The 13,731-nt window shown below is 69.6% G+C and carries 10 protein-coding genes and 1 pseudogene; 5 read left to right on the forward strand and 6 right to left on the reverse strand.

Annotated features, from left to right (window positions below; genetic code table 11):
• Positions 1–736: 736 nt before the first annotated feature.
• Both LMU33_RS42125 and LMU33_RS37180 read left to right on the forward strand, forming a co-directional pair.
• Positions 737–979 (forward strand): annotated as a pseudogene (locus tag LMU33_RS42125) (ABC transporter permease); the annotation flags it as partial.
• Between the two features lie 271 nt (positions 980–1,250).
• A complete protein-coding gene (locus LMU33_RS37180) occupies positions 1,251–5,543 on the forward strand; it encodes a golvesin C-terminal-like domain-containing protein (RefSeq protein ID WP_228625809.1) in 4,293 nt (1,430 codons plus the stop codon).
• A 74-nt stretch (positions 5,544–5,617) separates the two neighbouring features.
• On the opposite strand, the gene LMU33_RS37185 is transcribed toward LMU33_RS37180, so the two are convergent.
• Complete coding sequence (locus LMU33_RS37185) at positions 5,618–6,226, reverse strand: SMI1/KNR4 family protein (protein ID WP_228625811.1); 609 nt, start codon at positions 6,224–6,226, stop codon at positions 5,618–5,620.
• Positions 6,227–6,451: 225 nt separating this feature from the next.
• Entirely contained in the window at positions 6,452–7,108 is a 657-nt protein-coding gene (locus LMU33_RS37190; protein WP_372478130.1) for a pyridoxamine 5'-phosphate oxidase family protein, read from the reverse strand.
• Between the two features lie 960 nt (positions 7,109–8,068).
• Between LMU33_RS37190 and LMU33_RS37195 the strand changes: the two genes are divergently transcribed.
• Both LMU33_RS37195 and LMU33_RS37200 read left to right on the forward strand, forming a co-directional pair.
• Positions 8,069–8,956 (forward strand): squalene/phytoene synthase family protein, encoded by an 888-nt coding sequence (locus LMU33_RS37195; protein WP_228625815.1) that lies wholly within the window; start codon positions 8,069–8,071, stop codon positions 8,954–8,956.
• A 129-nt stretch (positions 8,957–9,085) separates the two neighbouring features.
• Entirely contained in the window at positions 9,086–9,988 is a 903-nt protein-coding gene (locus tag LMU33_RS37200; RefSeq protein ID WP_228625817.1) for an RNA repair domain-containing protein, read from the forward strand.
• Here LMU33_RS37200 and LMU33_RS37205 read toward each other — a convergent pair.
• The 3 genes from LMU33_RS37205 to LMU33_RS37215 form a co-directional block, all read right to left on the reverse strand.
• On the reverse strand, positions 9,975–10,121 hold the full coding sequence (locus tag LMU33_RS37205) for a hypothetical protein (protein WP_228625819.1): 147 nt from the start codon (positions 10,119–10,121) through the stop codon (positions 9,975–9,977). The genes LMU33_RS37200 and LMU33_RS37205 overlap by 14 nt on opposite strands.
• A gap of 194 nt (positions 10,122–10,315) precedes the next feature.
• Entirely contained in the window at positions 10,316–10,933 is a 618-nt protein-coding gene (locus LMU33_RS37210; RefSeq protein ID WP_228625820.1) for a sigma-70 family RNA polymerase sigma factor, read from the reverse strand.
• Between the two features lie 179 nt (positions 10,934–11,112).
• Positions 11,113–11,775: a hypothetical protein gene (locus LMU33_RS37215; protein WP_228625822.1), complete on the reverse strand. Its 663-nt coding sequence runs from the start codon at positions 11,773–11,775 to the stop codon at positions 11,113–11,115.
• 480 nt (positions 11,776–12,255) lie between these two features.
• Here LMU33_RS37215 and rpsN point away from each other — a divergent pair, with 480 nt between their 5' ends.
• The gene (gene rpsN / locus LMU33_RS37220; protein WP_228625824.1) at positions 12,256–12,561 is read left to right on the forward strand and encodes a 30S ribosomal protein S14; all 306 of its coding nucleotides are present in this window, start codon (positions 12,256–12,258) and stop codon (positions 12,559–12,561) included.
• A 93-nt stretch (positions 12,562–12,654) separates the two neighbouring features.
• Here the strand turns inward: rpsN and LMU33_RS37225 are convergent.
• On the reverse strand, positions 12,655–13,731 hold a 1,077-nt coding region (locus LMU33_RS37225), incomplete at its 5' end, for a putative Ig domain-containing protein (protein ID WP_228625826.1).

The following is a 13,731-nucleotide window of genomic DNA, read 5'->3' on the forward strand; positions in this document are numbered from 1 at the left end:
GCCGACTGAGGCACGACGACACCGACGGCGCCATGCTCGAACCGCGCGCCAACGCCAAGCGGGATCACGAATACCTCCTGCTCCTCGGGCCGAGGATCACAGTGGCCGTCGAAAACAGGCCAGCCCACCGGTAAAGGCTTGCCTGTCGTGCGCATGCCGTGACTAGAGTGACCTCGCGTCGGCGGGATGGACCAGACCACTCCACCCTCCGCGGACGCCTGACCATCAACGGGGGATACACCCAGCACGCCTGCACCTCACTGTGCGTTGGCCCCCGTCTGGCTTGCATCAGGACGAGGGGGGCCTCACGCGCGTGAGAAGCATCGGGGTTGCCGCTGCGGCTCCGGCCGCTCGTCCAGCCACAACCCGGACGCGACGCTGAAGAATGCGTCCTCTCACTACCTGTAGCGGCAGGCGCCCGCGCCGGCTTGCGCTGCCACTGCAGCAGTACACGCAGACCTACCAGAACTCGGTGGGGATCGAGCGTGCCGGTCGGCGCCGGTATGGGCCCAGCGACCCTGTGGCTGCTGCCGAGTACGGGTACGAACTGCCTCCGGACACCGCGGAGCGTCCGCGCGGCCCGGACCTGTCGCCGGCTGGGATCGCCGTACTGACGGGCCGTAAGGCAGTGCATCCCAGGGCGGAGAAGGCGCCGTCGAACCGTCAGGGCAAGAAGATCCCTGAGGGCGGTTGCCAGCAGGACGGCATGCTCACCAATTCCCTGTCCAGCGATCACGATCACCCCGCAGACCTGCAGGCCGTGCCCCCGCCCGAGCAGAAAGGCCTGCGTATGGGCGTGAACCGGGATCTCGGTCAGCTGTTCCTGCTGCTCGCCGCCGTCTGCCCGGTCGTCGGCGCCGTCGGTATCGCCAACAGCACCTCGTGGCCGTCATGGAACGCACCGGCGAGACAGGACCGCGCCAACGTCCTGGGCGCACGGTCCCGGCACATCCTCGCCCAGTTCCTCGACGCCACCGGCCGAACCTGCCCGAAGAAAGCTTCCGCCCGGGCGTTCACAGCCTCGTGACTGCCACGGACGGGCCGAGTCGTGCCCAAAAGGGCACGGGAACCTCAACGAGAAACGGGAAGAACCTCTCTTGAGACCCAGAATACGGACACGCGCGCACTGGGCCGCCCTGGTGACCTGCGCCGCGCTGACCGGCAGCCTCATACAATCCACTCCAGCCCTCGCGGCGCCGCACGCCAGGCCCGCACAGGGCCACGGCAGACCAGCACCGTCCGGACGGGTCGTGGACCCGGACAAGAAGCTCGGGAAGGGCTGGAACACCAGCAAGGACCGCGCTGTTACGGCAGCCGCGGACAGCGACGGGCTGAGAATCCTCGTCGCCGACAGCGCCAAGGCGTACGACTGGAAGACGGTCGCGAGCCTGAGCGAGCCGGGCATGCCCGCGGACTCGTGGATCGGCAACCAGTGCGTGATCGACCACGACCACGCCGCTGTCGTCTACGCACCGCGTACCTTCACGAACAAGCCGGACCTGATGCAGGGTGGCGCGTTCACGGCGATCGTGAACCTGACCTCCGGCCAGGTGACCAAGCTGCCGTTCACGGCATCGCTGGCGTACTTCGACCCGTCCTGCAACCCTGAGACGCACACGGCCGCGTTCACCGCGTTCCGCGACATGAACGACCCGTCCGCGACCCGGACCCGCGTCGTGACCGTGAACACCGCCGGCAAGACGCTGAGGAAGTCGGCCACCAAGGGCGAGGTCACCAGCGCCGTACCCGTCAAGGACGGTGCGATCGGCGCCCTCGGCCGTCATCTCGTCCGCCTCGACCGTCAGGGCAAGGTCGAGGACCTGCTCACGGCCGGTGGCGTGCCGTTCGACATCCACCCGGTCAAGGGCGGCAAGGTCGCCTTCGTCGAGCGCGACGGCAGCAAGCGTGCGCGTGCCCGGCTGTGGAGCGCGAACGGCAAGGCCGCTGTCGTCGCCGGCGGCAAGCTGGGTGACCTCGACCTGGCGCGCGGCGGTTCGGCGCAGGTGTTCCTCGTCGGGCACCCGTACGGCGCCGCACAAACGCAGGGCAGCGGCATCACCCGGATCAACGCGCCGGTGGACACGGACGTCTCCAGCCTGGGCCGGCTCGCCGTCAACCCGGTCCTCACCCCGGGGCTGCGCGCGGGCGTCGACCGGATCGAGAACGCCGGAAAGGGCTTCACGAAAACCGAGCCCGCATCGCAGCACACAACGGCAGCACCGGGCATGCTGAAAGCGACCCCGCCCATGACGGTGACCTCCACCGCCACAGGCACCGGCGAGAAGCTCAGCCAGCAGGTCACGCCCGCGCTGCCGGCCACCGCCGGGAACGGTCTGTCTCCCGCCCTCGCCTCGGTCCACAAGGCGCGTGCGGCGGCCGGTGCCGGCTCGGGCAGGCACCCGCAGCCGGCGCGGACCGCGGCGGCCATCGTGTCGCACGACCCGACCGATCCGGACCGCTGGTGCTCCGTGTCCCGCAACGACGTCGGCGCCCAGGCGCTGCAGCCCACTCCCAACCAGGTCGAGTGGGCCGTCGACATGGCCATACGCGGTGATCTGCACGCCAGTTACCTCCGCCAGGGCGGCTACCGCAACCAGACCGGGATGAGCACGATCGACCCGCAGGGCCTGTTCAAGGTGCCCACCCTGACCGGCCCGAAGGACGCGCGGATCCCGGCCAACGTGATGCTCGGCATCATGGCCCAGGAATCCAACCTGTGGCAGGCCGAGTCCGGCTCCATCCCCGGCCAGATGGGCAACCCGCTCGCGGCCGTCGACGGCTACTACGGGCATCAGATCGACCCGGGGAACCCCGACTCGTACTGGAACATCAACTGGGACAAGTCCGACTGCGGCTACGGCGTCGGTCAGGTCACCGACGGCATGCGCCTCAAGGGCCACGAGAAGCCCGGGGAGACGAGCCTGTCACCCGCCCTGCAGAAGGCCGTCGCCATCGACTACGCGACCAACATCGCCGCCTCCCTGAAGATCCTCGCCGACAAGTGGAACGAGGTCCACACGGACGGCCAGAAGATCACCGTCAACGACGACGACCCCTCCTACGTGGAGAACTGGTTCACCGCGGTCTGGAACTACAACCTCGGCTTCAATCCGCCCTCCGACGCCTCGAAACACGGCGGACACTGGGGGCTCGGCTGGTACAACAACCCCGCCAACCCCCTCTACAAGAAGAGCTGGGGCCACCCCTTCATGGACACGGACGTGGACGGCACCGAAGCCAACCACGACGCCGCGCACCCGCAGGACTGGCCGTACGAGGAGAAGGTGATGGGATGGGCCGCCTGGTCCATCGACACCGGCTACTCCTACGCCACCGACGGCCGCCAGGACTGGCCCGGTGAGTCCGGATTCTCCTCGGCGGGCTTCCGGCCGGCCTGGTGGAACACCACGGCCGCGCGCAGCCAGGTCTCACCTCCGCTCAGCACCTTCTGCAACAGCGACAACAACTGCGACCCGGCCACCCCGCCCAACTGCGGCACCGAAGAGTGCTACGCACAGTTCTGGTTCAACAAGCCGAACGCCACGTGGAAGACGAGCTGCGCCACCGCGTGCGGGCACGAGCTGATCAAGTACCAGAGCCTGATCCCGGAGCCCGGGCGTGGCTACCGCCTGAAGAACGGCACCCCGGTCTGCTCCGGTGCACCCACCGGCGCACAGGTGGTGGCCTCGGTGCCGAACGGGACGGAGACGTGGAGCGACTGCGGACAGACCACCTCTTCCGGCAGCTTCCAGTTCACGTTCTACGCGGACACCATGGGCACGCACTTCAACGCGAAGGCCGATCTGCACCAGGTCGGTGGCGGCTACGGCGGTCACTTCTGGTACGCCCACGCCCGCGACGGCGACCATCTCGGCGGCGACGAGGGAAGCATGACCATCCTCGGTGACTGGAAGCTGAATTCGGCCATCTCCGGCGGCGGGGCCAAGGTCTACGCACACGTTCCGGACACGGGGGCGCAGGTCTCCAACGCCACCTACAAGATCATCACGCCCTTCGGCACCGTCACCCAGACCATCGACCAAGGCGCCCACGAGTCGAACCAGTGGGTGTCTCTGGGCGCCTACAACTTCAAGGACCAGGCGCCGGAGGTGCAGCTGTCCAACTTCACGGCGAACGGCACCGCCGACAAGGACGTGGCCTGGGGAGCGGTCGCCTTCGTGCCCGGCGACTTCAGCGGAATGCCAAAGATCAACTTCCCGGCGGAGAACCCGGACGCCCCGGACGTCGACGACGTCACCGCTCAAAAACCCGAAGCTGCCCCGGCCCCCACACCCGAAGGCCTGGTCGCCGCCACCGGCAGTAACACCCGGCGGGCCACCGGCGCAGGCGGTGACGCCAACGCCTGCTCCAGGAGCAGTCACGGGGTGAAGCTCTGCGTAGGCCCCTACCAGCCGTGGAGCAAACTGCCGAAGAGCCCGGCCGGAAAGGCCTCACCGAAATCCACCCACAGTCCCACGGCAGGCTCTGAGCCGGTTCCCTGGTGCAAGACCGCTCCCGGATCCGACTTCCAGTACACGCGCACCCAAGGCTGTCTGCGCGGCGGCTACGCCCTCAAGGCCACGAACAGTGACGGCGAGGTCATCGGCGGCGGAAACGTCAAGGTCGTCCAGGAGATCCTGCTCAACCCGACTTCGCAGCAGTTCACCACCTGGACGGAGTTCTCCCTGCCGGACCTGGTCGGCGTGCCCTCCGCCACACTGGACACGTACTTCGAGGACTGCTGGGCCATGAGCGACTGCACCGCATCCCCGCCGGGCGCCTGGAGCGGCAGCACCACCTGGACCCAAGGGGACGCCCACACAGCCTCCCGGACCGACACCTACAGCTGGAACAAGGTCGCCGGAGGCGAGGCAACGCTGGGTCTGGACTGGAACACCAGCTGGAGCGCCCCTGGGGCCTCCGCCACAGCGAACAACGAGTGGAAAGACACTGCCTTCTCCATCCGTTGCGACAACAAGGTCGGCGGAAACACCGGATGTGTCTTCCCCAAGGTCGCCCCGACCATGTACCTCGAGCGCGACAAGTACCCGGCCGCCGCGGCTTACTACTACATTATGCAGGAGAAGCTGGCATCCCACCCGGGAAGCAAGAAGTACGACAAGCCGCTTCACCGCCTCGCGGATGACGCGGCCGCAAAGGCCAACCGCGACAAGATGTGCATGCTTGCGGTCGCCGAGTGGAACCCGAACCCGAACGCAATCGGCAAAAGCTGCGACGAGTACCCCTTTGCCAAGTCACGCGAGAGCGGCGGCATGACGCTGGCCTCGGGCAAGTCGTGCGTGCAGATGTACGCGGTGAAAAACACCAACGGCACCTACACGCTGAAGCTCGACGAGAACTACGCCTATCCGACATGGAACGAGATCTGCGGACGGGCCGCGATCACGACCTCCCAGAACACGGCGGCCGGCGGAAAGCTCGGCCGGTTCACCACAGGGGTGAGACTTCTGGACGCCGACGCGTACTACGTCAACACTGGTTACGAATCCTGCGATCTCAGCCAGATCTGCGACATCGGCTGACCTGAGTACCGACTCACACGAGCGGCCCGCTGGATGCTTCCACCTCCAGCGGGCCGCCCCATACCCGCTACGGGTTACCCCTGAGCCGATCGGACCTGCCACTCCAGCATTCGCCCTTCATGCACAGAAGGGACGCGGGGCACGGCGGTTACCGGAGTCCGGGTCTCAACCGATCTGCACAGATCTGCCATCATGAGATCCATACGCGGCCACAACATCCGGTACTCGGGATCACCGAACGACATCTCCCCCAGCTCTCCCGCACAGTGATACCGGTGGTCCACGAACAGCAGGTCACCGGAGATGTTCTGAGCGAGAGGAACCCACTCGCGGTCGGCGATGCGGCCGACCACCAGATCCTCTTCGCCCTCCTCGCGCGCATCCTCCACCATCGAGACGAGATCGCGGTGGGCTGCCAGAATGCCGTCGACGTCCAGGAGGCTGTAGCCGAGAAGGAACGCTCCCGGCTCGGTACTGGCGCTCCGCACGGTCACGCCGTTATGGAGTTCGAGGGTTGTCCTCACGTCCTCGTGGACGGAGAAGCCAAGGCCGTCTTCCAGGCGCTTGATGTCTTCCTCCGAACAACCCGGCAGCAAGGACCCATAGTCTCCGGGAGCGTGCTCGGCCAGCCAGTTCTCGAAGCTGCGCCACAGTTGGGCAAGGCCAGGTATATCGGTCGCCATGATTGCCTCTATATCACGTGCACCGCTGCACCGGCCGCGATCGGAGCCATGCTGTGACCGGTCGGCCTGTGGCGGTGAGCGGCGACTGCCCGGGCCCACGACCCCTGCCGTCCGAGCGGAGGAGTGCCGGGCGTTCCAACGCCCGAGAAGCGGGGCGCCGTTGGGCATCTCCGTGTCCGAGGGGATTCGACGACACGGTCGTGTTCGCGCACGGGCGACTGACGGTCACCGGGCCCTTCCGGCCGGCCGGGCGGCGTGAGGCGGGGTCGATGCCCCTGCCGGGGGGTCGCCGGCCTCGGGGCGCGCCCCCTCGTCCGGAGCGCGGTCGGCTGCCTCGGCCGCCGCGCCGAAGAAGTCACCGCCCTTGCGCTTGGAGTCGTCCGTGCCCCATGCGCGGTCCCCGCGTGCCGGCACCTTCCGAAGGTGCGGGATGTGCTTGGCGCAGTGGATGTACGCCTCCTCCACCGTGACCTCCACCCACAGCCGGGCCCGGCGGCCGGGTGCGGGGTCGACCGGCAGGTCCGGGCGTTCGCGGCGCATCTCTTCGTCGGAGAGGACACGGGCCCGGCCGTTGACGTGGAGGCCGATCCGGTCCCGAAGGAAGTCGATCATGAGAATGCCGACGTGTGGATTCTCCTGGATGTTGCCGAGGCTGGCGAGGACGCCGTTGCCGCGGTACTCGGGGTAGGCCAGCGTCCTGTCGTCGAAGACCTGGACGAAGCCGGGAGGGCCGGCCCGGAAGGTGTTGTCGCACTCCCCGTGGCGGTCGGAGGTGGCGAGGAAGAACATCTCCTGCCGCGCCGCGAACTCCCGCATCCGCGGGTTGAGCCGGTCGAGCACCTGCTCGTCGTAGAACTTGGCGGCACGGTCCGTGGTGCCCATGCGCTCCTGGAGCCGGTGCTCGCCGTCACTGCCCGGGCGGTCGGGGTGGGGGGAGGGCCGGACGCGGCGGGCGTCTGGTACGTGGACCCGCTGGTGCTGGATCGGAGCGCCGTCGCCGTCGCCGTCACGGACCAGGCCGGCCCCCTCGGCCCCGGACGCGGCCACCCCTTCACCGCCCTGCCCGTACTGCCCGTCCTGCGGCGGCCCGGTGTCCACGCCAGGGCGCGGTGCAGCCCTCCACTCGGGGCCTGACTCCGTCCCACCACGCCGCCCCGGGGCAGGGCTCGGGACAGGCTCTCGGCCCGGGTCCTCGTTCCGGTCCCGGCCGGGATGCCCGTCCAGGTTCAGGTGACCGTCCACGTTCCTCTGTGTCTCCTTCGGACGCTGGTGCCGTGGCCGGGCGTGGCCGCGACCAGTCCTACGACGGAGTCGTACTGTGACCGCCGGGAGGGAGCCGTCGGAGACCGCCGCGGGTCCCGACGCCGCCGTGGCCGCCGACAGCGGCCGGTGTGGGAGTCGAGGCCCCGGCTCACCCGGTGAGCAGCCTGTCGCTCCATGCCACCTCCGCGGGCAGACAGCCGGAAGTCCGAGCCACACGGGCCGACTTTCCGCCCCGGCCTGACACATCCTCACGGTTCAACGGGCGCACGGCCGCCTGGCCGAGCCGGTCTCAGACCATACCCGGCGGGGATGGCTGCACAAGGGGCCCCTCCCCGGCGCATCCGCAAACCCCCGATTCATGCGGCACTGTCCGCAGCCGGGAAGATCATGATTCCCGACGGTCGGTCACGAATCGCCGTAATCGCCGTACCGGAGGGGAGGACCGCGACACCGTTGCGGTCCCCGGCCTCGGCCGCCGCCGCTTTCGAGCCGCGCGCCCCTGCTCGCCGGCTCCGCAACCTGTCCGAGGCGGTCTTCGGACGGTGCCGAGGTGACGCGTCCACGCCCTACGATCGGCCCATGCGAGGGTGGACGAAGAGCCTGGATGCCGCTGGTGTCCGGGAGCCGGGGTTGCGTGAGGACTACAACCGTCAGCGGCAGCTGGTACGACGCTTCCGGCGCACCGCGTATCTGGCGGCCAGGCTGCTGCTGCCACGGCCGTTGCTGCCGCACGTGGTGGCGGCAACCGCCGTGATGCACCACGGGGACAACCTCCTGGACACCGGACCCCTGCCGCAGCGCGAGACCGCGTGGGCGACCTGGGAGCGGCAGGTGCGTGAGTCGTTGCGGACGGGGACGAGTGACAACCCGCTGCTCCGTGCACTCGTGCACACCGTGGCCGCCCATCCGCAGCTGCACGAGATCGTGGAGACGTACCTGGACACCGCCACGGCCGAACTGTATTTCGCGGGCTTCGCCACCGAGGCCGACTTCCAGGCGTACGTGGACGCCTACTCGTACCCCGCCTTCATGCTCGTCGCGGGACTGCTCACGCCGGAAGGCGACGATCTGCGCTACCGGGCCGCATGCCGGACTTTCATCGAGGGCAGTCAGCGGCTCGACTTCGTCAACGACCTCGCCGAGGACGCGCGGGAAGGACGCGTGGGCATCCCGGTCGACACGATGGAACGGTTCGGGGTCACCATGGACGGCATGGCCGCCGGTGCCGGCGGCTCGGCCCTGGAAGAGCTGATAGCCGAGCAGGTCACCACCGCACGCGCCGCCTTGCTGGCCGCAAGGGAGCTCCCGGCGGTGACCCTGGCCGACGGACGACGGCTCGCAGGTGCGCTGGTGGAGATCGAACTGCTCACAGCGGAAGCCGTGCTCGCACGGGGCGCCGGGGTACTGCGCGGTTCCGCGAACCCGCCGCTGGGCAGGACGCTACGCGTTCTCGCGCGCCCATACTGACCGGTATCGCGCGCACACCGGCTCCCTCACGGACCGCACCTGACAGGTCGCGATGAGTGAGGAGCAACCGTGAAGGACAGGGTGGGCGCACCCTGGAGGAGGAGGTGTGACGGCGGGAGTGGAGGCGTGATGCGAACCAGCGACGAGATCTACCACCGGATCCGCTGGGACACGCGGTTCGACCCGGCCCGGTTCGTGCTGGGGATCAGCCAGCGCGGGGGCGCCTTCAAACGCATCGCGCTGCCTTCCTTCGTGCCCGGGGGCGACATCCCGTGGCACCGGGTGATGTTCATCGAGGCGGACGGCGAGGTGGTCTGGGACCGGGCCACGGGGGTGGACCGCGTCGACGCGTCGGGGGCCGGCCGGGTGCGGAGTCCGCACGCGGACCCGGGCTTCGGCAGAGGAGAACCCGTCGGCGTCCTCGGCCTGTCCCCGACGGCCCGCACGGCGGTGGCCTGGATCCCGCCGGCGGAGCTGTGGCCGCCGATCCAGGACATCCGCCGGGATTACGATCCGCAGATCCACCGCTGGCCGCCGCACGTCAATGTCCTCTTCGGCTTCGTGCCGGAGTCCGACTTCGAGCGGGCCGCCCCGCTGCTCGCCGCGGCGACGGCCGAGACGCCGGTCTTCACCGCCCGGCTGGACGGGGTGCGGACCTTCCAGCAGAGGGAGTACTTCACCGTGTGGCTCGACCCGACGGCGGCCGGCAAGGCGCCGTGGGCGGACCTGCACCACGAACTGCAGCAGCGGTTCCCACGCTGTCATGGGCTCACCGAGAACTTCACCCCACATCTGTGCCTGGGCCGGACCCGGGACCCGCGGCGGGTCAGCGCCGACTGCGCCACCCGGCTCGACGCCATGACGGCGACGGTCTGGGAACTCGTCCTGCTCTCGCGCAGGGGTCACGGGCCGATGCGGCCACGGGCCACCGTCGCCCTGCGCACGGGCGAGGTCCGCCGACTGACCGCACCCGGCCTCGAAGCGCCCGGCCCGGAGGACACGGCATGGCTCTCCACGATCACCGACAGGTGAGGCGCGAGACGGAGCTTCCCGGTTTCCCCGCGCTCTTCCCGGCGCCCCCGGTGTCCTTCTCGCCGCCGCAGCCCGCCGCCAGCAGGCCGCCGAGCACGACGGCCGCCGTACCGCCCCACACACGAGACCGCATCGAACAACTCCCGGATCCACTCGGTACGCGGGCGAGCCTTCGTCACCCGGTCCAGAAGTCGGAGCGAACACCACGTGAGTTCCCGCGAGTTCCCGGACCGGCGCCTGGCACCGCTGCCTGGCCTGCGCGCGTCGAGGGGGGAGGGTGTCGGTGCCTGGTTCTCCGGTCGGCACCGACACCCTCCTCCCCGGTCGTCAGGCCGCCGCCAGGGCTACGGGCCTTTCCGCCTCGTCCAGCAGGTCCATCAAGGTCGCGCGTGCTCGGGCCACGCGCGAGCGGACAGTGCCGATCGGGCAGTCACTCACCTCGGCGGCCTCCGCGTAGGGCAGGCCGAGCAGCTGCGTGAGGATGAACGCCTCCCGGCGGTCATCGGGCAACGAGGCCAGCAGGTCCAGCAGGGCGATGCCGTCGTCGAAGCCGGGCAGGTCGCACGGCTGGGCCAGCTCGACGGCCAGCTGCCAGTCCGGTACGTCGGACAGTCGCGGCCGGGCGGCGGCGTACCGGTAGTTGTCGATCACCGCGCGACGGGCGATGGACAGCAGCCAGGCGCGAGCCGAGGACCGGCCCTCGAACCGGTGCAGGCTGCCGAGCGCCCGCAGGAACGTGTCCTGCGCCAGATCGTCCACAGCCTGCGGATCGCCGCAGAGATGGGCGACATAGCGCTGGACGTCCCGGTGCAGGGCGCCCACGAACCGCTCGACCGCGTCCGCGTCACCGCCTCGGGCGGCCAGCGCCCATGCGGTGATCGAGTCGTCGAGCGCTGCCGTTTTGTCGCTTTTGGCGCGCGAGGTGGGCAGGGTAGAGGTAATCACCTGGTGTCCTTCTCGGGTCAACCGTGATCCGGACCAGGGCACGCGAGACACCGCGTGCGGTCCGGTGAAGTGGGGAGACGGCCCTACACCGCCGTGGCGCTACAAAGCCCGTAACACCTGTGCGGTCGTACGGCCGTGGCCCGAAGCGCCGACGGGCAGCCTCGGGAAACCAGCTGTCTTCAGACGACAGCCGTTCCCACGGGCGGCCCCCGGGAAGTGATCGCGTGGACGAGAAGGAGGAGGCGCGGCGCCCGGTCCGAGCGGCGGCGCCGGACGCGGACGCGCGGGCGGTCCGGGGTGACGGGCAGGGCGAGCAGCAGCCGTATCGGCGCCGCCAGCCGGCCGGCCACCGCCCGCAGAATCCGGAAGGCGGCCTTCTCACCACACGCCAGCCACAGGCCGCACAGCACCGCGGCGAGCAGGTGGGCGGCGAACATGCCGAACGACGACAAGCCGCTGCCCATGGAGTGGCTCACGTGGTCCATGTGGCTCATGCCCATGTGCCCCATGTCCATGGAACCCATCTGCATCGAGCCCATGTCCATCGAGTCCGTGCCGCCCATGTGCGCGGAGGCCGAACCTCCGGATACCGACTGGGCGTAGGCGAACGCCTCGTGCAGCACGGCCTGGGCCGCCACCACCACCGTGACGATCAACGGCAGCCCGCGCTCACGACCGGCCAGACACCAGGCCACGGCACCGGTCGCGGACCCGCCTGCGGCCAGCGCCCAAGCGGGCACGTCGGTCCCGGACATCAGGACGTGGCCCAGGGCGGCGAGCAGCACGCAGAAAGCCGCGAACACCGCGGCCCGTACCGTGCGAGCACACCACCCTGCTGTCATGGCGCCTCATCCTCCCATCCGGGCTTCGGTCGGCATGCGGGGGTACGGAAATCCACCACGGCCCGCACTCAGCCCGTGAATGGTGATCCGGGCCACGCGAAAAGGCGGGAACCTGCCGGTAGTCCGACCCGACTCCCTGAAGGAGAACGGGTCTGCGGACGTATACATGCCGAGCGGTGTGGGGTCTCCTACGGCGCCGTACGCAGGACGTCCTCTACGGCTGCCCGGCGGGCGTCGGCGTGCAACCCGCCGACGATCGCCACCGGCGGCCGCTGCCCCTTCACGGAAGTCGACGTGGCGGCCGGCGAGCGGGTCGTACTGGCGCAGCGTCAGCCGTTCGTCACGGGCCATGGACACACCAGGAACACAGCCATGTCCGCCCGCTGCCGACTCACCGGCCGGCAGCCCGGCTTGGACGGTCGACACGATCGGCATCGAGGCCACGGTGGCACGCATCCGCGCACAGGGAGGGAAGGTCTGATGGCAAAGAAGAGCAAGATCGCGAAGAACGAACAGCGGCGGCTCGCTGTGGCCCGCTACGCCGCGCGCCGCGACGCGCTGAAGGCGATCACCTCGTCGCACCGGGCATCCGGCGATGGGCGCGCCGCCGCCCAGCGGGGATTGCGCCGGCAGCCCCGCGACGCAAGCGCCGCCCGCCTGCCCAGCCGCGACTCCGGGGACGGCCGTCCCCGCGGCCACCTGCGCGCCTTCAGTCTGTCCCGCATCCGGGTGCGCGAGATGGCCCACGCGGGCGAGCTTCCTGGTGTGCCCAAGAGCAGTTGGTGACCTTCCCGCCGAGGGCCCCACAACGGGCACGGGTAACGGCGTGTCCCGCACGCGGACGGTTTCCGCGTGCGGGACCGGGGGCCGTGCGGAGGATCAGCTGGTCGTCAGGGCGGTGTCGTCCACGACGAAGCTGGTCTGGAGGGAGGAGTCCTCCACGCCGTTGAACTTCAGGGTGACCGTCTGGCCCGCCAGCGAGGACAGGTCGAAGGTCTTCTGCGCATACCCCGAGTTGTGGTTGAGGTTCGAGTAGGTCGCCAGGGTGGTCGAACCGGCCGTCACCGTCAGCTTGTCGTACGCGGTGCTGCTGGTGGTCTCCGAGGTGTCGATGTGCAGGTAGAAGGTGAGCGTGGCCTTGCAGCCGGCCGGGATCGTCACCGACTGGGACAGCGTGTCGGTGTGCGAGGAGCCGTAGCCGTCCAGCCAGGCGTAGTACGAACCGCCGTGGGCCGCCTCACCGGTGTCGTTGGTGATGACTCCGCTGGTCGCGGTCCAGCCGGTGCTGCCCGACTCGAAGCCCGGGTTGGCCAGCAGCTGGGCGGAGGTGCAGCCGCCACCGCCGGAGCCGACGGTCCAGGTGAAGGAGGTCGAGCCGGAGGCGCCGGTGGAGTCCTTCGCCGTGACCGTGACCTGGTAGGTGCCCGCGGTGGACGCCGTACCCGAGATCAGGCCGGTGGAGCTGTTGATGGACAGCCCGGTCGGCAGGCCGCTCGCACTGTAGGTGAGGGCCGCGCCCGCGCTGTCGGTGGCCTTGATCTGCAGGCTGACCGAGCTTCCGGTGGTGGTCGACTGGCTGCCGGGGTTGGTGACGGTCACGGTGTTGCCGCTGGAACTGCCGGCGGTGAAGGCAGCCGTGCCGTTCGGGGTGCCCCAGCCGGTCGGGCCGTCGTAGCCGGTGCCCGCGGTGCAGAAGTACGACGGGGAGCAGCTGCCGTTGTTGCCGCTGGTCACGTCGTACAGGTTGCCGGTGTGGGAGTACGGGTACTTCGCCGGGTAGTCGCTGGAGCCCGGAGTGCCCGCGAGGGCGTAGACGGAGGCGATGATCGGCGAGCTGGCGCTGGTGCCGCCGTAGACTGCCCAGCCGGTGCCGCCGTAGGTGTCGTAGACCGCCACGCCGGTGGCCGGGTCGGCGACCGCGGAGACGTCGGCCTCCATGCGCTTGGAGCAGCCGGA

The sequence above is a fragment of the Streptomyces barringtoniae genome (genome assembly GCF_020819595.1).
GTDB lineage: Bacteria > Actinomycetota > Actinomycetes > Streptomycetales > Streptomycetaceae > Streptomyces > Streptomyces barringtoniae.

Excerpts from the sequence above, each read along its gene's own strand:
- LMU33_RS37185 (WP_228625811.1), bottom strand. The coding sequence starts at position 6,226 with ATGGCGACCGATATACCTGGCCTTGCCCAACTGTGGCGCAGCTTCGAG.
- LMU33_RS37190 (WP_372478130.1), bottom strand. The coding sequence starts at position 7,108 with ATGGGCACCACGGACCGTGCCGCCAAGTTCTACGACGAGCAGGTGCTC.
- LMU33_RS37195 (WP_228625815.1), top strand. The coding sequence starts at position 8,069 with ATGCGAGGGTGGACGAAGAGCCTGGATGCCGCTGGTGTCCGGGAGCCG.
- LMU33_RS37200 (WP_228625817.1), top strand. The coding sequence starts at position 9,086 with ATGCGAACCAGCGACGAGATCTACCACCGGATCCGCTGGGACACGCGG.
- LMU33_RS37205 (WP_228625819.1), bottom strand. The coding sequence starts at position 10,121 with ATGCGGTCTCGTGTGTGGGGCGGTACGGCGGCCGTCGTGCTCGGCGGC.
- LMU33_RS37215 (WP_228625822.1), bottom strand. The coding sequence starts at position 11,775 with ATGACAGCAGGGTGGTGTGCTCGCACGGTACGGGCCGCGGTGTTCGCG.
- rpsN (WP_228625824.1), top strand. The coding sequence starts at position 12,256 with ATGGCAAAGAAGAGCAAGATCGCGAAGAACGAACAGCGGCGGCTCGCT.